The 21,803-nt window shown below is 63.2% G+C and carries 20 protein-coding genes, 2 tRNA genes and 1 other RNA gene; 18 read left to right on the forward strand and 5 right to left on the reverse strand.

What is annotated here, in order from left to right; genetic code table 11:
• Positions 1–119 precede the first annotated feature (119 nt).
• Positions 120–1,124: a prephenate dehydrogenase gene (locus HMPREF2617_RS04490; RefSeq protein ID WP_070482691.1), complete on the reverse strand. Its 1,005-nt coding sequence runs from the start codon at positions 1,122–1,124 to the stop codon at positions 120–122.
• A gap of 50 nt (positions 1,125–1,174) precedes the next feature.
• Between HMPREF2617_RS04490 and HMPREF2617_RS04495 the strand changes: the two genes are divergently transcribed.
• The 8 genes from HMPREF2617_RS04495 to HMPREF2617_RS12455 all read left to right on the forward strand — a co-directional run bounded on the left by HMPREF2617_RS04495 (position 1,175) and on the right by HMPREF2617_RS12455 (position 7,137).
• Positions 1,175–1,657, forward strand: a complete 483-nt coding sequence (locus tag HMPREF2617_RS04495; RefSeq protein ID WP_070421603.1) for a tRNA adenosine deaminase-associated protein — start codon at positions 1,175–1,177, stop codon at positions 1,655–1,657.
• A complete protein-coding gene (locus tag HMPREF2617_RS04500; protein WP_246821698.1) occupies positions 1,644–2,120 on the forward strand; it encodes a nucleoside deaminase in 477 nt (158 codons plus the stop codon). The genes HMPREF2617_RS04495 and HMPREF2617_RS04500 overlap by 14 nt, the downstream gene beginning before the upstream one ends.
• A gap of 76 nt (positions 2,121–2,196) precedes the next feature.
• Entirely contained in the window at positions 2,197–2,424 is a 228-nt protein-coding gene (locus tag HMPREF2617_RS04505; protein WP_070820830.1) for a CsbD family protein, read from the forward strand.
• A gap of 39 nt (positions 2,425–2,463) precedes the next feature.
• A tRNA-Ser gene (locus HMPREF2617_RS04510) sits at positions 2,464–2,551 on the forward strand.
• A gap of 58 nt (positions 2,552–2,609) precedes the next feature.
• Entirely contained in the window at positions 2,610–4,973 is a 2,364-nt protein-coding gene (locus tag HMPREF2617_RS04515) for an MMPL family transporter (protein WP_070840152.1), read from the forward strand.
• Positions 4,970–6,226: a tRNA guanosine(34) transglycosylase Tgt gene (gene tgt / locus HMPREF2617_RS04520; protein ID WP_070840154.1), complete on the forward strand. Its 1,257-nt coding sequence runs from the start codon at positions 4,970–4,972 to the stop codon at positions 6,224–6,226. The genes HMPREF2617_RS04515 and tgt overlap by 4 nt, the downstream gene beginning before the upstream one ends.
• Positions 6,227–6,581: 355 nt before the next feature.
• On the forward strand, positions 6,582–6,905 hold the full coding sequence (locus HMPREF2617_RS12285; protein ID WP_083323199.1) for a helix-turn-helix domain-containing protein: 324 nt from the start codon (positions 6,582–6,584) through the stop codon (positions 6,903–6,905).
• Positions 6,862–7,137, forward strand: a complete 276-nt coding sequence (locus HMPREF2617_RS12455; RefSeq protein WP_371441290.1) for a DUF3800 domain-containing protein — start codon at positions 6,862–6,864, stop codon at positions 7,135–7,137. Before HMPREF2617_RS12285 ends, HMPREF2617_RS12455 begins: the two co-directional genes overlap by 44 nt.
• Before the next feature lie 296 nt (positions 7,138–7,433).
• Here HMPREF2617_RS12455 and HMPREF2617_RS04525 read toward each other — a convergent pair whose 3' ends face one another.
• A complete protein-coding gene (locus tag HMPREF2617_RS04525; protein WP_070840156.1) occupies positions 7,434–8,090 on the reverse strand; it encodes a queuosine precursor transporter in 657 nt (218 codons plus the stop codon).
• 19 nt (positions 8,091–8,109) lie between these two features.
• Between HMPREF2617_RS04525 and gluQRS the strand changes: the two genes are divergently transcribed.
• The 3 genes from gluQRS to HMPREF2617_RS04540 all read left to right on the forward strand — a co-directional run bounded on the left by gluQRS (position 8,110) and on the right by HMPREF2617_RS04540 (position 12,591).
• Positions 8,110–9,033 carry a tRNA glutamyl-Q(34) synthetase GluQRS gene (gene gluQRS, locus HMPREF2617_RS04530; protein ID WP_070450783.1) on the forward strand — a complete coding sequence of 308 codons (924 nt, stop codon included), beginning with the start codon at positions 8,110–8,112 and terminating at the stop codon, positions 9,031–9,033.
• 143 nt (positions 9,034–9,176) lie between these two features.
• Entirely contained in the window at positions 9,177–11,918 is a 2,742-nt protein-coding gene (locus HMPREF2617_RS04535) for a YPDG domain-containing protein (protein ID WP_070840158.1), read from the forward strand.
• Between the two features lie 115 nt (positions 11,919–12,033).
• Positions 12,034–12,591, forward strand: coding sequence for an LURP-one-related/scramblase family protein (locus HMPREF2617_RS04540; protein ID WP_070421596.1), 558 nt, complete (start codon positions 12,034–12,036; stop codon positions 12,589–12,591).
• 70 nt (positions 12,592–12,661) lie between these two features.
• Here the strand turns inward: HMPREF2617_RS04540 and HMPREF2617_RS04545 are convergent, their stop codons facing one another.
• A complete protein-coding gene (locus tag HMPREF2617_RS04545) occupies positions 12,662–13,162 on the reverse strand; it encodes a ferritin (protein ID WP_180952355.1) in 501 nt (166 codons plus the stop codon).
• Between the two features lie 67 nt (positions 13,163–13,229).
• Between HMPREF2617_RS04545 and HMPREF2617_RS04550 the strand changes: the two genes are divergently transcribed.
• A complete protein-coding gene (locus HMPREF2617_RS04550; RefSeq protein WP_070840161.1) occupies positions 13,230–14,759 on the forward strand; it encodes an N-6 DNA methylase in 1,530 nt (509 codons plus the stop codon).
• Here HMPREF2617_RS04550 and HMPREF2617_RS04555 read toward each other — a convergent pair.
• Both HMPREF2617_RS04555 and HMPREF2617_RS04560 read right to left on the reverse strand, forming a co-directional pair.
• Complete coding sequence (locus HMPREF2617_RS04555; protein ID WP_070840162.1) at positions 14,743–16,050, reverse strand: hypothetical protein; 1,308 nt, start codon at positions 16,048–16,050, stop codon at positions 14,743–14,745. The two genes, HMPREF2617_RS04550 and HMPREF2617_RS04555, sit on opposite strands and share 17 nt — an antisense overlap.
• Positions 16,051–16,104: 54 nt before the next feature.
• Positions 16,105–16,190 (reverse strand) — tRNA-Ser (locus HMPREF2617_RS04560).
• Between the two features lie 131 nt (positions 16,191–16,321).
• Here HMPREF2617_RS04560 and ffs point away from each other — a divergent pair.
• The 6 genes from ffs (at position 16,322) to recR (ending at position 21,573) form a co-directional block, all read left to right on the forward strand.
• An RNA gene (gene ffs / locus HMPREF2617_RS04565) (signal recognition particle sRNA small type) lies at positions 16,322–16,417 on the forward strand.
• Between the two features lie 70 nt (positions 16,418–16,487).
• Positions 16,488–17,759: an aspartate aminotransferase type Ic gene (locus HMPREF2617_RS04570; protein ID WP_070840203.1), complete on the forward strand. Its 1,272-nt coding sequence runs from the start codon at positions 16,488–16,490 to the stop codon at positions 17,757–17,759.
• Positions 17,749–18,285, forward strand: a complete 537-nt coding sequence (locus HMPREF2617_RS04575) for a hypothetical protein (protein ID WP_070840163.1) — start codon at positions 17,749–17,751, stop codon at positions 18,283–18,285. Before HMPREF2617_RS04570 ends, HMPREF2617_RS04575 begins: the two co-directional genes overlap by 11 nt.
• Before the next feature lie 10 nt (positions 18,286–18,295).
• Complete coding sequence (locus HMPREF2617_RS04580; RefSeq protein WP_070840165.1) at positions 18,296–20,452, forward strand: DNA polymerase III subunit gamma and tau; 2,157 nt, start codon at positions 18,296–18,298, stop codon at positions 20,450–20,452.
• A 53-nt stretch (positions 20,453–20,505) separates the two neighbouring features.
• The gene (locus HMPREF2617_RS04585; RefSeq protein WP_070840167.1) at positions 20,506–20,880 is read left to right on the forward strand and encodes a YbaB/EbfC family nucleoid-associated protein; all 375 of its coding nucleotides are present in this window, start codon (positions 20,506–20,508) and stop codon (positions 20,878–20,880) included.
• A 66-nt stretch (positions 20,881–20,946) separates the two neighbouring features.
• Positions 20,947–21,573: a recombination mediator RecR gene (gene recR, locus HMPREF2617_RS04590; RefSeq protein WP_070816078.1), complete on the forward strand. Its 627-nt coding sequence runs from the start codon at positions 20,947–20,949 to the stop codon at positions 21,571–21,573.
• Positions 21,574–21,803 lie beyond the last annotated feature (230 nt).

Genomic DNA, 21,803 nt, shown 5'->3' on the forward strand with positions numbered 1-21,803 from the left:
GTCTGGTTCCACAAACACAGAGCTAGACGACCAGCGGAAAACGGCCGGCTAGAACCCCAGGGAACCCCGGGGAACCCCAGGGATCAACCCCCAAACCCCCAACCCCCCAAAAACAAAACCTAGAACACCTCGACGCGTCCGCCGAGGGACTCCACCTGCTCGAGCTGGCGGACCCAGCCCGGTGCGCCAGGGTGGACGCGCATGACGGGGCGGGAAGAAATCTTCACGGGGGAGACGGACTCGCGGCGGGCGCCTTTGCGGGCGGCCATGCGCAGGTAGGCGCGGTTGCCAGATTCGGCTAGCTGCTTCATGGACGCCGGATCGTCCGCAAGAGAAGCGCGTGCGGCTTGGAGGAGTTCGATGAACTCGTCGAGCACCGGCACGAGCGAGTCGGCGTTGGTTTCGCACATGTTGCGCACGAGTTCGGGTTCCGTACTAGCTACCCGGGTCGCGCCTCTAAAGGACCCGGCCGACAGGGACTGTGCGAGCGTGCCGCCCCGGTCGCCGACCAACGACAGGGCTTCGGCGATGACGTGGGGGAGGTGGGAGACGCGGGCGACGGATTCGTCGTGAAGCGATACGCGCACGGGGACCGCCTCCGCACCGACGACGGATGCGAGCCGGCAGACGGTGGTGAATAGGGCGGCCCAGTGGTCGTCGGCAAGGCCTTCGCGCGCGTAGTCGTAGGTTACGGCCCACGCGGCACCCTCGAACAGGCCCTCGTGGGAGGCGCTCCAGCCGGAAAACTCGGTGCCCGCCATGGGGTGGCCGCCGACGTAGCGACCCTGCATGTCGCGCTCGACAATGAGGTCGTATACGCGTTCTTTGACGGACACCACGTCGGTGATGTCGCACGTCGGGGCGAACGAAGCTACCTGGTCCAGTACGGACGCCACTGCCGCCATCGGCACCGCAACCACGATGAGCGCGTTGTCGGCCTCTGCGCGGCGCAGCACTTCTTCCATGTTGTCGGAGACATCGAAGCCGTCCCGTTGTGCTGCGCGTGCCCCGTGCATGGTGTAGCCAAAGACGCGTTCGTTAGAGATGGTCAGGTCGCGCATGAGCGACCCGCCGATCAGTCCGAGGCCGAGAATGCAGATGGGGGGCAGTTGGTAGGTAGTCACCGCGTTAAGTCTAGTGACACTTTGGCCCGCGCGGACTACGCTTTCGTCCCATGAGTCAGGACTTCACGGACGGGTTTGCCGTCACCGTCGCTCAGGTTGGGGGTTCGTGGCAGGTGCGCGAGTTCCGCGACGATTTCACGGACCTTTCCACCTCCATTGACGCTGTGCGCGGTTTGCGCAGCGAGGGCGCGGCGTTTGCGCTGCTCAACGTGGAGGATGACTATTTGGTTGTGGTGCGTCCGGGCCCGTCGAAGGTGCGTGTGTTGATTTCGGACGCGACGATGGCGGTGGATGATGATTTCGCGGCTGACATCCTGGATGAGGCCGACGTGGACATCCCCGACATCGACCCGGATGAGCTGGACAACGTCGACGGCTGGGCTGATGGTGATTTTGCCATCCTCGCGGACCTGGGGTTGTCCGAGGAGCAGTTGAGCATTTTGCTTGACGACGACGCCGACCCGGCCGATCTCGCCCACACCATCGCCGACGAGTTGGGTTTTGGCGACGAGCTCGCCGATGCCGTTGACTAGCGCCCCTGCCCGCCGGGCTGAAGAACGGATGCGGGAGGCGATCGAGGTTGCCCGCATGACCCCGCCTGGCGATGTACCGGTGGGGGCTGTGGTGTTCTCCCCGGAGGGCGAGGTCCTTGGGGTGGGGGTGAACCGCCGGGAGGCGAACAACGATCCGACCGCGCATGCGGAGGTGGAGGCCATCCGGCAGGCGTGCGAGGCGTTGGGGAGGTGGAGGCTGGATGGGTGTGAGCTCGTTGTCACGCTGGAGCCCTGCACGATGTGTGCGGGGGCGATCTTGGGGGCGAGGGTGTCGTCGTTAATTTTTGGCGCATGGGAGCCGAAGACGGGCGCGGTGGGTTCGGTGCTGGATGCCATCCGAGACCCGCGGCATCTGCATGTCCCTGAGGTGCGCGCTGGCGTGCTGGAGGCCGAAACTGCCAGGTTACTGGGTGATTTCTTTGAAGATCTGAGGAGTAATTGAATCGTTACCCAAAGTGTTCGGGTTTGTCCCTACACTGGGCGACTGCACCGAATTTCAACGAATAAAGGAGAACATCATGGGTTTGGATGACAAGCTTGATCAGCTCAAGGGCCAGGCTAAGGAAGCGGCTGGCGACCTTACCGATAACGAGAAGCTTCAGAACGAGGGCAAGGCTGATCAGCTGATCGGCAGCGCTAAGGAGAAGCTCTCCGAGGCGGGCGACGCTATTAAGGACAAGGCCAACGAGGTTGCAGCCAAGGTTGAGGACAAGGCGGACGAGGTCCGCGACGAAGCTGACCGCTAAATTTGGTTTCTTGGCGGCGCTGCCGTTAATCTAGTCGGCGGTAGCGTGTCCGAGCGGCCGAAGGTACTCGCCTCGAAAGCGAGTGTGGGTAAAACCACCGCGGGTTCAAATCCCGCCGCTACCGCCAAGTGTTAAAGCCCCCGGCAACGGGGGCTTTTTCCGTATCACAGAAGGAACCCTTTGACGTGGCGAAACTGCTGTACAACCTCGGACGTTGGTCCTACCTGCACAAATGGCGGGTGATTGTGGCGTGGCTGCTGCTGTTCGGTGCGACTGCGGGCGGCGCGTTTTCGTTGATGAAGCCGTTTACCTCCGAGTTCGCAATCGAGGGCACACCGGCTATCGACGCGCTGCGCGACATGGAGAAAAACTTCCCCGATGCCGGCAATGTGGCCACAGCCCCTGGCGTGAACTTGGTGTTCGCCGCGCCTGAGGGTCAGCGCCTGGATACGCCCGAGCATATGGCGGCGATGGATGCCACCGTCGGCTATATCCGCGACCATCTCGGGGTGGAGGGGGAGCGCTTCGGCAATCCAGTGACGGTCAACGACGAGTTGCAGCGCATGGTCATTGGCCAGATGACTGAGATGGGCATGCCGCGAGAGCGCGCGGAAGCGGATGCGTATCAGTTGCGCATGCTTAGCGACGACGCCCGCATCGCCTACACCACCTTCGAGTTCGACGCTGAGTCGTCGATGTCCGTTGACCAAGCGGACCGCGACGTGGTGAACGAGGCCATGAAAATCGGCCGGGACGCGGGTCTTCAGGTGGAGGCCGGCGGCGCTGGTTTCGGCGAGCCAATTGCCATTAAGACCACCTCAGAGATGGTCGGCCTGGCCGTGGCGTTTTTGGTGCTCGTGGTCACCTTCGGTTCGCTTGCTGCTTCGGTGATCCCGATCATCTCCGCCGTGGTCGGCGTGGGTATCGGCGCGCTGCTGGTGCTGCTGACCACCCACTGGGTGGAGCTCAACGACGTCACCCCGGTCCTCGCCGTCATGATCGGCCTGGCCGTGGGCATCGACTACGCCCTGTTCATCCTGTCGCGCTACCGCCAGGAGGCACGCCACCTCCCGCCGGATGAGGCGGCCGGCATGGCGGTCGGCACCGCGGGTTCCTCGGTGGTGTTCGCCGGTGCCACGGTTTTTACCGCGCTGGTTGCCCTGGCACTGGCGCAGATCGAGTTCCTCACCTGGATGGGCCTTGCCGCCGCCGTCACCGTGTTCATCGCGGTGCTCGTCGCGCTGACGCTTGTACCGGCGTTGCTCGGCGCGTTCGGCTCGAAGACCTTCGCGGGCAAGATTCCCGGTCTGGCCGGTAATCCGGGTCCGGGTAAGCGTCCGGCGAAGGACCTCGATGAGAATTCGATGGGTAGGCGGTGGGTGCGCTTCGTCGAAAAGGTGCCGGGCCTTGTTATGGCAGTGGTCGTGCTGGGGCTCGGCGCGCTGTCCACCCCGGTGCTTGGCTTGGAGATGTCGCTGCCGTCCGACAGCACCTCCAACTACGACACCACCCAACGCAAGTCCGCGGACCTCATGGCGGAAGGCTTCGGACCCGGTGTGAACGCCCCGCTGCTGCTGGTGGTTGATGCACACAGCGTCAACCCCAACTCGGAGATTCTCCAGCCGTACATGTCAGCGATACCGGATGAGGCTGGCGGCGACGCCCAAAAGGCAGCGCTCGCGTCCTTCATCTACACCATGGGTGAGATCGGCTCCGTCAACGGCATCGAGCACGCGCAGCTCATCGCAGCTAACGACGACCTCACAGCCGCCCAGATCCTGGCCACCCCAACCGGTGGTCCGGAAGAGGAACGCACCTTGCAAATCGCCCACGGCGTGCGCGAGGCCATCAGCCAGGTGGAAGACGCCACGGGTATCGACGTTGGCCTGACCGGCCTGACCGCCGTCCAAATGGACATCACCGAAGAACTCTCAAAGGCCATGCCGCTGTACCTGTCCATCGTGGTGGGGCTGGCGATCGTGCTGCTCGTTATCGTGTTCCGCTCCATCATGGTGCCGCTCGTGGCAGGCCTTGGCTTCCTGCTATCCGTCGGCGCTGCCTTCGGCGTGACCGTCCTGTTCTTCCAAGAAGGCCTGTGGGGTTTGGTGAACACACCGACCCCGATCCTGTCCTTCCTGCCGATCTTCCTCATCGGCGTCACCTTCGGCCTGGCCATGGACTACCAAGTCTTCCTGGTTACTCGCATGCGCGAGGCCTACTTGCGCAACGGCGACGGCGACCGGCTGCGCGCCGTGCACGAATCCACCGTGCAAGGCTTCAGGCAAGGCGCGCGCGTGGTCACCGCCGCCGCGATCATCATGATCGCCGTCTTCATCGCCTTCTTGGACCAACCGTTGCCGTTCATCCAAATCTTCGGCTTCGCACTCGGTGTCGCAGTACTGTTCGACGCCTTCTTCATCCGCATGGCCCTCGTCCCCGCCACCATGTTCCTCCTCGGCCGCGCCTCGTGGTGGATGCCAAAATGGCTGGACAAACTCCTCCCCGAGGTCGACGTTGAGGGCACCGAACTAGAAAAGGAACACGCATGACGCAGCAGACGGACACCACCTTCGAAGTCGGCACCCAATTGGAGCCCGCGCCGGGTAGGCATGGCCGCACCGGCGTGATCCACACCCCGCACGGCTCGATTCAGACCCCTGCGTTCATCCCGGTGGCCACAAAGGCAACGGTGAAAACGCTCACGCCCGAGCAGATCCGCTCCACCGGTGCGCAAGCGATCCTCTCCAACGCCTACCACCTCTACCTGCAACCAGGGCCTGACATTGTCGACGAGGCCGGCGGCGTCGCCGCCTTCGAAAACTGGCACGGCCCCACCTACACCGATTCCGGCGGCTTCCAGGTGATGAGCCTCGGCGTCGGCTTCAAAAAGGTCCTCGCCATGGACACCGCTGGCCTGACCGAGGGCGACATCCGTGCGGCGAACAAGGATCGCATGGCGCGTGTCGACGACGACGGCGTCGACTTCAAATCCGTCATCGACGGCTCCTCCCACCGCTTCACCCCTGAGGTGTCGATGCAGATCCAGCACCAGCTGGGCGCCGACATCATGTTTGCCTTCGACGAACTGACCACGCTTGTGGATACCCGCGCTTACCAGGAGCATTCCGTCGAGCGCACCCGTCGTTGGGCCCGTCGCTGCCTCATCGAGCACGACCGTCTGACCGAGGTTCGGGCGGACAAGCCGCTGCAGTCTTTGTGGGGCGTGGTGCAGGGTGCGCAGTACGAGGACCTGCGCCGCCAGGCTACGCGCGGCTTGTTGGATCTTCACCGTGAGGCGCTCGACGAGGGCCGCCGTGGCTTCGGTGGCTTCGGCATCGGTGGCGCCCTGGAGAAGGAGAACCTGGGCACGATCGTCGGCTGGGTGACCGACGAGCTGCCCGTCGACATGCCGCGCCACCTGCTGGGCATTTCGGAGCCGGACGACATCTTCACCGCCGTCGAAGCTGGTGCCGACACCTTCGACTGCGTTGCCCCGACGCGCCTCGGCCGCCGCGGCGGCGTGTACACCCTGGACGGCCGCATGAACCTCGCCGGCGCCCGCTTCAAGCGCGACTTCTCCGGGGTGGACGAGGAGTTCGGCGGCTACGTCTCCGAGAACTACTCCCGCGCCTACATCCACCACCTGCTCAAGGCGAAGGAGTTCCTGGCGGGCACGCTGTGCACGATCCACAACCTGGAGTTCATGATCCGCCTCGTGGACAACATCCGCCTTGCCATCGACGCCGGCGATTACGAGGCCTACCGCGACGAATTCCTCGGCCGCTACTACGCCGGGAAGTAGGGGACTATGTAGTCGCGCAGCCAGCTTAGGAGCAAACCCGAACTCGACCCGATGTCCTGTTAGACGCCCTCTGGGGCACTCATGTGCTCGATCTAGCAAGCAGGGTGAGTTCGGGTTTGCCCCTAAGCTGTGATTTGCGGGTCTAGGGTTGGAGCGATTTTGGGGAAACTTCGAGCCGCATCCGGCTAAAGTGAATCGCATTGGGGATTGGGGGATAGTTTGGCTGGGTCAAGTCCCGTGCAGCGCGCTCTATTTTGTCTGCGTGGAAAAGAGAGTAAATACGCCTTGCTGATATGAGGTTAAACACATAAACTTGCTGCTGGTTACCTATTAAGCGGAGCGTGGGGGTGAACAAATGGCCACTACAAAGTTTGAAGACTTCATCCAGCCATATCGAGAATCGGAATCGCCAGCAGCCGAGGTAATTCGTGATGCGGCAACGCGAGCGTTTGCTGCGGAACTTGCAGAGCGTAAAGCGGTAGGTGCTGCACTTGCGTCGGCCCGGCATGATCGCGACGCAACTCAGCAATCTGTTGCTGATGCTGCCGGAATTCAACAGGCTGAACTGAGTCGCATAGAAAATGGAGTTGGGAATCCGACGGTAGAAACGCTGCTTAAGGTTCTAGCTGCGCTGGATTTGCGCTTGGCCTTCACGCCGGCTCGTAAGGGACGGAACTGAGAAAAACTTTCGCCGAGCACATCGTGAACTCCCAAGGGCAACTCCGCATGTTATTGAGGATCCCATCTTCTTGGACTCCAGAGCGTCACAGCTCGTTCAGATGGCAGATCACGTTGCGTGGAGTGCGAATTCGTCCTTAATGAAAGTGCCCAAACACAAGTTCGCCCACAATTGGTACAGCGAGTACCTCGCTCCACGTGATCCTTCCAGGGGGGCACGCGAGTTAGATTAGAAACAGCTAGACCCCCTTGGCCCACACGCGTGGAGGGGGTCCGCATCAGCAACAGTACAGGTTTCGGAAAACTGCGTGCAAGCGGTTACGCAGTAGTCGCGCGGGCAGCTTAGGGGCAAACCCGAACTCAGCCCGATGCTCTGCTAAAAGCCATCGTGACTGCCCCGAAAACAACGCGGCTTTGGGGGAAGATCCAGCACAGGCAAGAGGAATCGCTATTGTTTTGCCTGGTCATACGTCGTGCTTAAAAGGAACGCAACGAGTTCGGGTTTGCCCCTAAGCTGCCAATCCGCGGGTTACACCGTCTCCCCGCTAACGCGCTCCTCGGCGCGGCGCACGGCTGCGATCGTCGGATAGGTGATCGGCAGCAGCACGACCTCCATGAGGGTCTTCCACAGGAACCCAACAACGACGTAGTTGATAAACGTGCTCGCGGAATCGACGCCGATCACGCTCGCGGCGATGGTGCAGAACAGCAGTGTGTCGGCGAATTCGCCAACGATGGTGGAGCCGATCAGGCGCGCCCAGAGGCGGTCGGTGCCGAAGCGGTCCTTCATCTTCTGCAGTACCCACGCGTTGAGTAGTTGACCCACTACGTAGCCGGCGAGCGAGGCCGCGACGATGCGCGGCAACAAGCCCAGGACTGCGGCGAAGGTGTCCTGCATGTCGTAGAAGTCCGCCGCGGGCAGCCAGATGGCGATGTAGAACGTCACCACGGCAAGCACGGCGATGAAAAAGCCGGTGAACACGGCGCGGCGTGCGGCTTTGAACCCGTAGACTTCGGCGATGACGTCGCCGATGACATAGGAGATGGGGAAGAGGAAGAAGGCCCCGTCGGTGACTAGCGGCCCGATGACCACGCCTTTTTGTGCCGTGATGTTCGAGATGAGAAACACCGCGCAGAACACGGCGAGCAGGTACGGGTATGGGGAGCGGGATACGCGCGGTGACATGCGCAATATCATTGCACATATGGCTGTTTTCCAAGGTCCTGCTGGTCGCTATGCGCCGAGTCCGAGCGGCGATCTCCACTTTGGCAATTTGCGTACGGCGGTGCTGGCGTGGCTGTTTGCTCGCCAAAGCGGCCGGAAGTTCTTTTTGCGTGTGGAGGATATTGATTCGGAGCGTTCATCCGCGGAGTCGGCGCTGCGCCAGATTGAGGACTTGGAGGCGCTCGGCCTCGACTTCGATCCTCCGGTGCTCTACCAGCACGATCGCGGGGACGCGTATGCAGATGCGCTGGCTCGCCTGGATACGTATGAGTGTTATTGCACGCGCCGGGATATCCGGGAGGCGGCGTCGGCGCCGCATGCGCAGCCGGGGATGTATCCGGGGACGTGTCGTGATCTCACGGAGGAGCAGCGTGCTTTACGACGACGCGACCTCGCCGACGAGGGCCGCCTCCCCGCAATCCGTCTGCGGGCCCACGTGCGTGAGTGGACGGTTGAGGATTTCTACCACGGTGCCTACACGGGGCCGGTTGATGATGTGATTTTGAAGCGCGGCGGGCGTGTGGATCAGGCACAGGCGGGGGATTGGGCGTACAACTTGGCGGTCGTTGTGGACGACGGTTTTCAGGGGGTGGATCAGGTTGTGCGCGGCGAAGATTTGTTGTTTTCTGCCCCGGCACAAGCGTATTTGGCTGATCAACTTTCTCTCGTGACGCCTTTTTATATTCACGTTCCGCTTGTGGTGGGGCCAGGGGGTCGTCGATTAGCAAAGCGCGATGGTGCTGTCACCTTGCGGGAGATGTTGGCCGATAAACGTCAGTCCGACATTGTGCGTGATATTGCCGGGTCGCTCGGATATGGCCAGGTAGATAGCGTGAATGGTTTGTTGGATGTGTTCGAACCGTCACAACTGTCGCGCGACCCATGGACGTGGGAATCTTTGTAATTGCTGTGTTTTAGTGAAGTATAACCTGTTTTTTATATGTTAAAACTCTTGCGGTCGGTCTGAAGCTCACTCATATTTGGAGGAAGGTCACGTGGCTGCGTTTGGGGACGCACCACTGGGCAACGAACCTCTAAGGAGACTTCATGATTTCGAAGAAGATTGCTGCGAGCACCGTTGCGCTTGCCCTCGGCGCTTCGGCTGTTGTCGCCCCGCAAGCAACCGCGCTGCCAGAAGAATTCACAAGCCCTCCGGGTCGGACCGCGAACCCACAGCAGGGCGCATGTGCTGTTGTGCTGGATCAGAACATCACCACGGTGAACCCTGGCGTGGCGCTGAAGACAACCCAAAACGGGGTCAGCGTGGGTGTTGGCCTCGACGAGGTAGACAACGCTTTCGTGCCGTGGGTGAGCGTAAGCGCTGACAGTGAGCGGGTGTTTCAATCCGGCACGGCGTTCATCGTTGTTGAAAACGTAGGTACGCAGGATGCAACCCACTCCTACAAGCTTGAGGCTCTGAAGAAGGGCTCCGTTGAGATCAAGCGCAAGGGCAATGAGCCCGTTGAGATGCTTGATGTCAACGAGGTTGCGCTGATTGATCAGGAGTCGTTTTCGCTGAAGCGTGATCAGAAGCGCACGGCCGTTGTGAAGCTGGCTGTGGACAGCAATCAGCAGGCGCAGACGTGGGCCTGGAGGGTCAATAATCCGACGATCTTGGCGGCTGAGAAGACCCGCGTCAGCCCAACTGTGCAGATTGAAGTCGCCCCGTGGGTATTTGAGACCGATGACTGCGCGCCAATTGTTGCTTCTGAGCAGCAGTCCCAGGCGATCATCGCGGACGGCAACGAGTACGACACCGGCATCACGGTGGCCAATGCGGAGAACGACTACCAACGTTTGACCGGCAACGTTTCCATCGCTGGCAAGAAGATCGAGGGTGCCAAGGTGCGTGTCGACGACACCGGCAAGGTCTACGTCACCCTCCCCAAGGGCGCGACCGGTTCGGTTGATGACGACAAGGCGGCGAAGGTTGATGTGGAGATCATCGCGAACCCTCGCGAGGCCACCAAGGATGAGGATTTCGACGCCTACAAGAACCCACAGGTACTGCGCGTTGCAACCGAGGACGGCGTTGTTGATCAAGACACGCCGAAGTTCACCGGTTCCGTCCCCGTTGCCAAGTTTGCTCCCGCCTACAACACGCCGAACACGGTCAAGCCGGGTGGCTCCGTTGATGTCCCGTTGAAGGTGCAGCCTGGCGACGTCCGCGGCACCGCCGTCGACGCCACCTACACCGTCGTCGACGCACCGGAAGGGTGGACCGCCGAACCAGCCAAGGACGGCACGCTGAAGGTCACCGCCCCGAAGGGCGCGAAGCACGGCGATACCGCCACGTTCACCGTGGACGTCACCTACGCCGACGGCTCCAAGGACACCATCGACACGGTGGTGACGGTGCGCGAGACCGACGCAAACCTGAACACCCCGGGCTACGGCGAGACCTATGGCAAGGTCGGGGTGGAGGTCAGCCTTGAGCAGAACAACAAGAACCTGCCGGAGGGCTCCACCTTCACCATCACCCCGGGCCAGGACTTGGGCGATTGGGTGCCGAAGGTTGATCCGACAACCGGCACCATCACCGTCACCATTCCGGGCTCCGCAAAGCCTGGCGACGTGAAGACGATCCTGGTTGACGTGACCTACCCGGACGGTTCCGTGGATAAGAACGTTCCGGCGAAGGTCATCGTCCACGGTGCCCCGGAGTACCCGAAGGTAGAGAAGACCCCGGGCCAGAACGCCACCTTGAAGCCGAAGAAGGACGACGTGCCGGGTGGTTCCACCTACGAGATCACCCCGGGTCAGGATCTTGAGGAGTGGAACCCGCAGATCGACGCCAAGACCGGCGACATCACGGTCACCGTGCCAAAGACCGCGAAGGATGGCGACGAGAAGATCATCAACGTCACCGTCACCTACCCGAGTGGCAAGACCGACGTCGTGCCGGCAAAGGTCACGGTGAAGGTTCCGGAGACCCAGCCGGGCAACGGCACCGACAACACCACCCCAGGCGACAACAACACCACCACCGTGATCGTTGTCTACCCGGGCCAGAAGACGGAGGTTCCGCCGCCGAACGGTTCGGGCGAATGGAAGATCCCGGACAACCCGAAGATCCCGGAGGGTTGGAAGGTCGAGGTCAACCCAAGCACGGGCAACCTGACCATCACCCCGCCAGCCGACGTGAAGCCGGGCACCAACATCACCATCCCGGTGGAGGTGAAGACGCCGGACGGCAAGACCACGATCGTCGAGATCCCGGTCAAGACCGACAACGGTTCCATCCCGAACGACCCGGGCCAGAAGCAGCCGCAGAATCTGGTGTCTGACCAGGGCTCCTCGGGGAACTTGAAGAAGTGCTTCGACAGCATGTCGTCCGAGAACAACCCACTGCTGTGGCTGGTTCCGCTCGGCCTGCTGATCGCCATCGGTGCACCGCTGGCCGGCCCGCTCGGCGCCGAGCTGGGCAAGGCAGCAGCGAACGTGTCGGAGAAGATGAACATCCCGAATCCGCTCGAGCAGTTCGGCCTCGGCGGCGAGACCAACCGTCGCCCGCAGCCGGAGTGGATGCGTCAGATCCAGGTTGAGGCTGACCGTCTGCAGCAGCAGTTCGGCCCGGAGGTCACCCAGGCAGCAGCCATCGGTTTGTCCCTGGCTGGTCTGGCAGCAGGCATTGGCATCCTCGCCGCCCTGTGCAAGGACGGCGAACTGCCGGAGTGGGCCCAGAGCTCCAAGTCAGATGCGAAGGGTTCCTCCGACAAGGGCGAAGACAAGGGCGAGGACAAGGGCGAGGACAAGGGCGACGGTAAGGAGACCGAGGAAACCGCCTAACCCTTCTCTTCCGAACACCGTAAAAGGCTGATGCCAGTTCGCACTCGAAACTGGCGTCAGCCTTTTGCGCATTTCTGCCCGGCACGCGCAGCGCGGCGGGATTACGATTTACACCATGCTGCGGGAAAACGAAGTCATTATCCGGCAAACCAAAATCTTCGGCCGCAATGAGTTCGCGATCGAAGCACCCACCGGACAACCGCTTGGCACGGCACGGCAAACGAAGCTCAACATGAAGGACGTGCTGAGCCGGGCCTCGCGCCAAGTCGACGTGTTCGACGCAGGCGGCACGCACCTTATCAGCATCGAAGACCCGATCGACCTCATCCGCGACAGCTACACCGTGCGTCTAGTCACGCCCGCGATGGAGCTGGCGCGGCTGACATCGCGGTTCAAGCTCATGGGCTCAAAATTCGACCTCGACATCGCAGGGTTTCCCGAGGTGCAAGTCGAAGGCAAGGTGTTCAACCGCAACTACACGCTCACATCGCAGGGCCGCCCGATCGCGCACGTGGTCGCGGAATACAAAGGCTTCGGGCGCGAACTGACCGGCAAGTCGGACTACCGGGTGCAGTTCGAGCCGGAGCTGAGCGAACGCCAGCACGCTGCGATCCTCGGTGTGGTCATCGCGATCGACATGTGGCGGGTCAAGCGCCGCCAACAATCCAGCTAGACACAAACAGCGCTAGACACAAACAAAGCCCCCGCACGTGACGGGGGCTGAACGCGAAATCCGGGGTGGGTTACGCGTCGGAGTCGGTGGAGCGGCCGGCCAGGCGGGCGTCGATACGCAACAGGCCCGAGCCGTCCTTGCCAACAAGCTTGAGCTGGTCGACGATCTCGCTCACGGTCGACTCTTCCTCAATCTGCTCCTCCAGGAACCAGTTGAGCAGCGGGCGGGACTCGAGGTCGCCGACCTCGTCAGCAAGACGAGTGATCTGGCGGATCTGTTCGGAAACCTTCTTCTCGTGCGCAAGAGCAGCCTCAAACGCGTCGAGCGGAGTCTTGATCTCAGGCGCGTCGATTTCAATGTTGTGCGGCTTGACATGCTCGCCACGGTCGATGAGGTGCTGGGCGAACTTCTGCGCGTGGTCGCACTCCTCAGATGCCTGCGCGGCGAACCACTCGCTCAGGCCCGGGAAGGACAGGGCGTCCATCTCGTTGGCCAGGTAGCGGTAGATGTAGGCGGCACCGTACTCTTCGGTGACTTGCTGGTTGATTGCTTCGTAAAGCTTTGCGTCGATCATGCACGCGAGTATACAGCAGCCCAGATTGGAGCGGAAGAGTAAAAGAGCTATAAGCTCGGGCACCGTGCCCCAGGGATCGAACTTCTCCGCAAAGCGTGTCACCGCCACGCTGAACCGCCTGCGCGCGCACCCCGAAATCGCAGGCCAACAGGCATGGCTGCGGGGGATCGCGGCGCACTCGAACGCGTTGCGGCCCGACCTTGCGCCGGTGGTGGAATCCTACCTGGGGGTCGAGCCGCTGGCAGAAGATGTGTTCGAAAACATGACCATCGGGGAGATCGCGGTTTGTTACGAGGCGTTCCTGGCGCTCAGCGACAGTAAGGCGCGCAAGGATGCGGGCCAGTACTTCACGCCCGACGACGCCGCCGCGTTCATGGCCCAGCACGTCAACCGTTTCCCGGAGGGCACGTGGGTGGACCCGTGCTGTGGCACTGGGGTGCTCGCGTGGCATCTTGCGCGGAAGGTTGATGGGGATGTGGGGGGCTTCGTCGCAAAGCAGTTGATCCTGGTGGACATCGACCCGGTCGCGCTGCACACCGCGGTGGTGCTGCTGTCGCACTTCCTCGCGCCGGGCGACACCGCAGGCTTTGAGGCGCTCGCCGCGCGCTGCGTGGTGGCCGATTTTCTTCACGACGACATCCCCGCCCACGACTTTGTCATCATGAACCCGCCCTACGCCTCCACCGCGCGCGACGACACGTTTGCCACCGCCGCCACCCGCGACCTGTTCGCCTATTTCATGGAGCGTGTCGCCACCACCAGCCGCGGCTTCATCGCGGTCACGCCCGCCTCCTACCTGGGCGCACCGAAGTTCGCAGGGCTGCGATTGCTTATCGACGACCACCTCACCGGCGGCGACATCACCGTCTTCGACAACGTCCCCGACACCCTGTTCCGCGGCTACAAGTTCGGCTCGTCGAACACGTCGAAAACCAACTTCGTGCGCGCCGCCGTGACCGTGTGCCCGCCGGACGAGGACTCGTGGCGGATCACGCCGATCTTGCGATGGCGTGCGGCATCAAGGGCAGCCTTGCTGGCAAAGGCACCGCACCTGCTCGCCCCACGGCAGATCGGACCAGGAGGGGAGTGGCTGAAGATCCACCCCGACCACCAGGACATCTGGCGGCAGATGCAGGAGTGGGAGCGCACCATCGCCGACCTTGTCGTGCCTGGCCCGACGGAGTTTTCGCTCACCGTAGCCACCACCCCGCGCTACTACATCTCCGCCGCGTTCGGGGAGTTGAGCCGGCGCTCGAAGCAGGTGCTGCACTTCGCCACCGCGCACGACCGGGACCTCGCGGCGGTGACGCTGAACTCGTCCGCGCCGTATTTGTGGTGGCGCTGGCACGACGGCGGCGTAAGCCTCACCCGTCGCGTGCTCATGTCCGTGCCAGTGCCCGACCTAGAGCCGGTGCTTATCGACGACATCCGCGCCTCCGAACGCAACAACCTAGTCACCAAACTCAACGCCGGCATTGTCAATGAAAACGTCAAGCACCCCTTCGCCCTTGTGGAGCGGCTCAACCGCGTGGTGTTCGGGCGCGACGTAGACGTGGCGGCGGCGTACGCACAGGACCTCACGGAAGTGCCGTGAGCAAATACTTTGTGCCGCGCGCGAGTGCCATGTCCATCTCGTACTTCGGCTTGCGCGGCGAGCCATCCTGCTGGCGGCCCTGGTTGAAGACTTTGATGATGCCGCGGGCGATGGCGTCGTCGATAGATGCAGTATCAGGGAAGTAGTACGCCTCGATGCTGGTCACCGTGTGCGCGACCTTGAGTTTGCGCGAGTTCGGCTTGCGGTTCTTGACCACCTTGTTGCGCTTAGCCATGTGCCAGCGGTAAAACGCATCCTCGTCGGTGTAATCCGGCACCGTGTTGACCACGATGAACCCGACCCCGTCCTGTGCTGCGGCAAGATCCACCGAGTACTGGTCGTTGAGCGGCGTGCGGTCCGCTTTGCCGTCGCTGGAATGCACCTTCAAATCCCACGTGCGGGTGCCCTGATAGTCGAACTCCGTGTGGCCGATGGTCGCCGGCCCGCCCTTGAACTTCGCCGCGTAAAACGGCAGGACTTTGAACTCGGTGTACCAGGCGAACCATTCCGTTTGGTTCCGGTTGCGGTACTGCGCCGCGAACATCTCCTCCACACACGTGCGCCCGTCGAACGGGAGGCTCGCCCAATCGGTGTCCGCCCGCAGGCCGAGCGCCTCCGCAGCACCGGCGACGAGCGCGTTGGCCTCCAGTAGTGGAGAGGCGAAATCCTCCGCGCCCGTAAACCGGCGCGTGGCCAGGTGCAGCAGATTATTCAGCCCGTTGAGCGTGATCGTGTAGCCCGACGAGTAATCACGCGGCCCCCACGTCCCGCCCAACTGCTGTGCCAACCAACGCCCGAGCTCGATCTTGGTTGCGTCCTCTGGAGCGTTGGCGGCATCGATAGCGCGCGCCAGGTTCACCAGTACAGACTTGCGCTCTTTTGAGCCCGGGCCGAGCGTCTCCGGGCCCGAACCCGTCAGCGCGCTAATGCGGTTGACCGCCTCCAACTTGTTTTTCGCCGGGGTGAAGTCGTCCGACGAGAGCTTGCTAAACGACGACACCCCCGACCCCCGGGTGCGAGACGTCTGGGCGGTGAAGTGGTCGTCGACAATTGCGCGCAGCGTCGTCGCCCGACCATCAACCCCGGAGCCCAGGATGTACTGGGCGAAGTTGTCGAAGATGCTGTCCGCGATCTCCTCGGCAGTCCACGCGTCCTCGTAGGGCACGTCGAGTTCCTCGGCGGCGGCAAGGGCGATCGCGCGCGGGATCATGCCCGCATCCGCAACCGTATAACGGCCGATACCCAGCAGGTCAGCGAGTCGATCAAGCGCAGTGTTTGCAGTTGTGGTCACAGCACAAAACGGTAGCAAAAACGCCCCGCGCAGAAACGCGGGGCGTGCATTTTGCGGAGGATGTGGGATTTGAACCCACGAGGGTCGTGAAACCCGCACGCGTTCCAGGCGTGTGACATAGGCCGCTAGTCGAATCCTCCAGCGAACAACCTCCCCGGCATGCACCGGCGAAGCGTCTTTGGACATGGTAATGCACACACCCCACAAGACCAAAACCGCAGCGTGGCCCGGCGCAGGTTGTGTTCTGGCGGAAGAGATGGCTACAGTGTCAGGCAGGATCTCACGCGGTGTTATCTTGTGAACTCCCCCAGGGCGGGAACGCAGCAAGGGTCAGCGAGCTCTAGCAGGTGCGTGGGGTCCCTTTTTCATGTTCGGGGACGGATAGGCCGGTACGATGGTGGGCACGCAAAATTCGCCTTCGAACATCTGGAGTGATGATGTCTCTCAAGGACCTGGACGCAGCCCAGTTCAACGAACTCGCCGAGCGCACCCGCGCACAGTACGAGGAACTCAAGGCCCGAAATCTCAACCTGAACCTGACGCGCGGTAAGCCGTCCGCAGAGCAGCTCGGGTTCTCCGACGCGCTGCTGTCGCTGCCGGGGGCGGACGACTACACCGACAAGACCGGCGCTGACGTGCGCAACTACGGCAACCTCGACGGCATTGCGGACATCCGCGAGCTCTGGGCCGGGGCCCTCGGCGTCGCCCCGGAGAACGTCGTCGCGGGTGATTCCTCGAGCCTGAGCATCATGTTCGACCTCGTCTCCTTCGCCTACATCTGGGGCACCAACGATTCGCCACGCCCCTGGAAGGACGAGGAGACCGTCAAGTGGATCTGCCCGGTCCCGGGCTACGACCGCCACTTCACCATCGTCGAGCACTTCGGCTTCGAGATGATCCAGGTGCCGATGACCCCGACCGGCCCCGACATGGACCTCGTCGAGGAACTGGTGAAGGACCCGCAGGTCAAGGGCATGTGGTCGGTGCCGATCTTCGGCAACCCCACCGGCATCACCTACTCCGCCGAGACCATCGAGCGCCTCTGCGCCATGGAGACTGCCGCGCCGGACTTCCGCCTGATCTGGGACAACGCGTACGCCATCCACACGCTGACCGACGAGTTCCCGGACAACCCGAACGTCCTCGAGATCTCCGCGAAGCACGGCAACCCGAACCGCTTCTGGTACATGTCGTCCACCTCCAAGATCACGCACGCCGGCTCGGGCGTGGCGTTCTTTGCCTCCTCCAAGGAGAACCTGGACTGGTACAACAGCCACGCCGGCGTGCGCGGCATCGGGCCGAACAAGGTCAACCAGTTGGCACACGCTCGCTTCTTTGGCGATGTCGACGGCCTGCGCGCCCACATGCTCAAGCACTCCGGTTCGCTCGCCCCGAAGTTCGAGGCTGTCATCGGCATCCTCAAGGAGCGCCTCGATGAGTACGGCGTCGCGGAGTGGACCGAGCCGACCGGCGGCTACTTCATCTCCCTGGACGTCAAGGACGGCTCCGCCAAGCGCGTCTGGGAACTGGCCAAGGAGGCCGGCATCACCCTGACCAAGGCTGGCGCATCCTTCCCGGGCGGCATCGACGAAAACGACGAGAACACCCGCCTCGCACCGTCCCTGCCGCCGCTCGACGAGGTCCGCACCGCCATGGACGGCGTTGCCACCTGCGTGCTGCTCGCATGCATCGAGGCGCATGAAAACTGATCAGGTCGCCGCATGGCTCGGGTCCTTCATGGACATCGAGCTCATGCTTATCGACGACGCCGCCGTCGCCCTCACCACCATCAACACCACCCCCGCGGCCTGCACCGTCGGCTTCTCCCAAGTGGACACCGGTCTGGTCATCGACGGGGATGGGGCAACCGATGTGCGGTGTGAGATTGTGACGGTAGGTGGGGTCGTCGATAAGCAACTGCCCGGGCGCGCCGTCGTTGCTGCTGCCCGTGCCATCGAACGTCTCGGCATCCCCGCACAACCCGGCGTGCTGCTCGAAGGCGCCCTCGACGAGCTCGGCACCACCGCACCCCACGGCTGGCTGCGCGAACCCGAACTCTTCGACCGCGGCACACCGCTCTACCGCGAACCCGGCAAACTCACCCTGCTACTCGAACTCGTCGCCCTCACCGACGACGAATACACCATCGCCCGCGACCAAGGCCTCGACGTACTAACCCGCAGGCTACGACGCCGCGGCACCAACACCACCGAATGGAATCGCGAGGCCGAGTAAGGTAGCCCGCGTGGCTCTGTACAGGAAATACCGCCCCGCAACATTCGGCGAAGTCGTCGGGCAAGAACAAGTAACCCGGCCGTTGTCCACCGCGCTGGACAACAACCGCATCTCGCACGCCTACCTGTTCTCCGGCCCACGAGGCTGCGGCAAAACATCATCCGCCCGCATCCTCGCACGCTCACTCAACTGCGCCGAAGGACCAACCTCCACCCCCTGCGGCGTCTGCCCCTCCTGCGTCTCCCTCGCCCCCGGCGGCAACGGAAACCTCGACGTCATGGAAATCGACGCAGCCTCCCACGGCGGCGTCGAAGACATGCGCGACCTGCGCGAACGCGCCCTGTACGCGCCCAGCGAATCGCGCTACCGCGTCTTCATCATCGACGAAGCCCACATGATCTCCAAAGAGGGCAACAACGCCCTGCTCAAAATCGTCGAAGAACCACCCGCCCACCTCATCTTCATCTTCGCCACCACCGAACCCGAAAAGATGCTGGGCACCATCCGCTCACGCACCCACAACTACCCATTCCGCCTGCTCGCACCCCAAGCCATGCGTTCTCTTCTCGAGCGCATCGTTGCCGACGAAGGCGTCACCGTCGACGAAAACGTCTACCCCCTGGTCATCCGCGCCGGTGGCGGCTCCCCGCGCGACACCCTGTCCATCCTCGACCAGCTGCTCGCCGGCGCCGGACCCGACGGCCTGACCTACGACCTTGCCCTGCCACTACTGGGCGTCACGGACCTCACGCTTCTCGACGCCGCCGTCAACGCCATCGCATCTGACGACGGCTCCGCCATGTTCCACACCATCGACGAAGTCATCGAATCCGGCCACGAACCCCGCCGCTTCGCCCTCGACCTCCTCGACCGCATGCGCGACCTCCTCCTCATCCGCACCGTCCCCGACGCATTCGGGCAAGGGCTTGTCGACGCCCCCACCGACCGCTCCGAAATCCTCAAACACCAAGCCGAACTCTTCACCCCCGCCCACCTCTCCGCCCTGGCCACCGAAGTCAACGACCGGCTTCCCGACCTCGCCGGCGCCACCTCGCCCCGCCTACTCCTCGAAATCATGATGGCGCACCTCCTCACCGTCAGCGTCGGCGGCGGTGCGCTGGGTGCTGGCGGTGGTGCTGGTGCTGGCGCTGCGGGTGCTGGCTCTGCTGGTGCTGGTGCTGGTGCTGCTGGCGCTGCTGGCGCCGCTGGCGGGGGAGGCGCTGCCGCTGCCGCAGCCGCTGCAGCCGCCGCCGCGAGCTCCCGCACCGCCTCGCGCAAACCCGCGCCGACCGCCCAGCAGCCTGCCGCGCCTGCACCCGCGCCCGCTGCGCCGGCGCCAGCACAGCCCGCTGCGCCAGCCGCGCCCGCTGCGCCGGCACAGCAACAGCCAACGCCGGAACCGCAGCCAGCACCCCAGCCTGAACCCACGCCCCAGCCTGAACCCGCACAACCGGATCCGGCTCCGCAACCCGCTACGCCCGAACCCGCGCCGGAGCCAGCGCCACAACCCGCGCCGCAACAGGCCGTGCCGCAACAGCAACAGCAGCAGCCGGACACGGACGACCTATACCAGCGCATCGAGCGCGACTGGACCCGCCTGCGCCAATCCGTCGGCGCACGCAACCAGGTCGCCGAAATCATGCTGACGGAGGCGAAACCGCTCGGCTTCGACAACGACACCCTCGTCGTCGGCCACCACACCGGAGCACTCGCTGACCGGATCAACGCCGAACGCAACAACGCAGACATCGTCGCCGTGTTCACAGAGAAGCTCGGGACGCCGATCAAGGTCCGTTGCGTGGTCGGCACCAACCCCGACGCCGCTCACGTCAAGCGGCCAGAACCGAGGGAGGTGTGGAATCCGGGGGAGGGGTCGTCGTCAAGCGAAAAGCCCGAAGACCCTGCCCCCGCCAACAGTTGGCAAGCCGCAGTCGCCGCAGCCAGCCAAAAAGCCGCCGAACGCGCACAACGCGAACGCGACGACATCCCACCACCACCCGAACCCACCGAACCCTTCGAAGAAGCCGAACCCGAATACACACGCGAAGATGAAGAACGCGACATGGCCCAAGAAGCACGCGACGGAGAACGAACCGCCGACCGCCGCGACGCCACCGAAGTCGCCATGGATCTCCTCGCCGCCGAACTCGGAGCCAAACCCCTCTAAGCGACGCGTACAATGGCCCACGGAGCTTTACCAACAAACGAAAGGTTGCAACCATGACCCAGCCACAGGACATGCAGGAACTCATCCGCCAGGCCGCCGAAGTCCAGGCCGCACTCCAGCAGGCACAGATGGAACTGCTGCAGACCGAGGTCACCGGCACTGCAGGCGGCGGCCTCGTTGCCGTCACCATGACCGGCGGCGCCGAAATCACCGACCTGACCATCAAGCCGGAAGCCGTTGACCCGGAGGACGTTGAGACGCTGCAGGACCTCATCCTCGCCGCATACCGCGACGCCCACGACCAGGCCGGCAAGCTCGCTGAAGAGAAGATCGCCCCGCTCACCGGCGGCGCAATGGGTGGCGGCGCACCGCAGGGTGGTGCCCCGCAGGCAGGATCGGGCGATATCCCGTTCGGCGGCATCGTCTAACCTGTCGCTTTCCGCGTCCGGCCCTCTGGTCGGGCGCGTTTTTCATGCCACGAAAGGAACCCCCGCGTGTTTGAAGGACCGCTGCAAGACCTTATCGACGAATTCTCGCGCCTCCCCGGCATCGGCCCCAAATCCGCGCAACGTATCGCGTTTCATTTGCTGAAGACGGAGCCAGAGGACATCGATAGGCTGCGCGCCGCCCTGGCCGCCGTGCGCGACGGGGTGACGTTCTGCCGCATCTGCAACAACGTCTCGCGCGAGGAAGTGTGCCGCATTTGCGCCGATTCGAGCCGCGACAAGACGCTGGTGTGCGTGGTGGAGGACGCGAAGGACATCCAGGTCATTGAGCGCACGGGGGAGTATTCGGGCCGCTACCACGTGTTGGGCGGGTCGTTGGATCCGTTGGCGAATGTCGGCCCGAAGGATCTGGCCATTGCGCCGTTGTTGCAGCGCATTGGCGGTGTGCTTGACGACGTCGACGGCGCCGACAACCCCGACGTCACCGAAGTCATCTTGGCCACCGACCCTGATACGGAGGGGGAGGCGACGGCGTCGTATTTGGCGCGTCTGTTGAAGGACTTCCCGTCGCTGACGGTGTCGCGCTTGGCGTCGGGTATGCCGCTAGGCGGGGACTTGGAGTTTGTCGACGAGCTGACACTCTCCCGCGCGTTAACCGGGCGCCTCAAGCTGTGATTTGTGGATAACTCTTTACTTTTCGACGACTCCACGCCCAGTTATCCACAGGCCAGGTGCAATTTCTGTGCCGGGCGTTTAGCGTTTTGGGTATGAATTCGTTCGAGGTGTTAGTGCAGGCGATGTCGGCCGCAGCGTTGGAGACGCTGGCTGATTTCGACCTCGATGTTGCACTCGCCTCGGGCTTCGCACCGGACCGGGCGCGTGCCTGGTCGCGGCTGCGGGATGTG

The organism is Corynebacterium sp. HMSC070H05, assembly GCF_001837615.1.
In the GTDB taxonomy this organism is placed as follows: Bacteria; Actinomycetota; Actinomycetes; order Mycobacteriales; family Mycobacteriaceae; genus Corynebacterium; species Corynebacterium coyleae.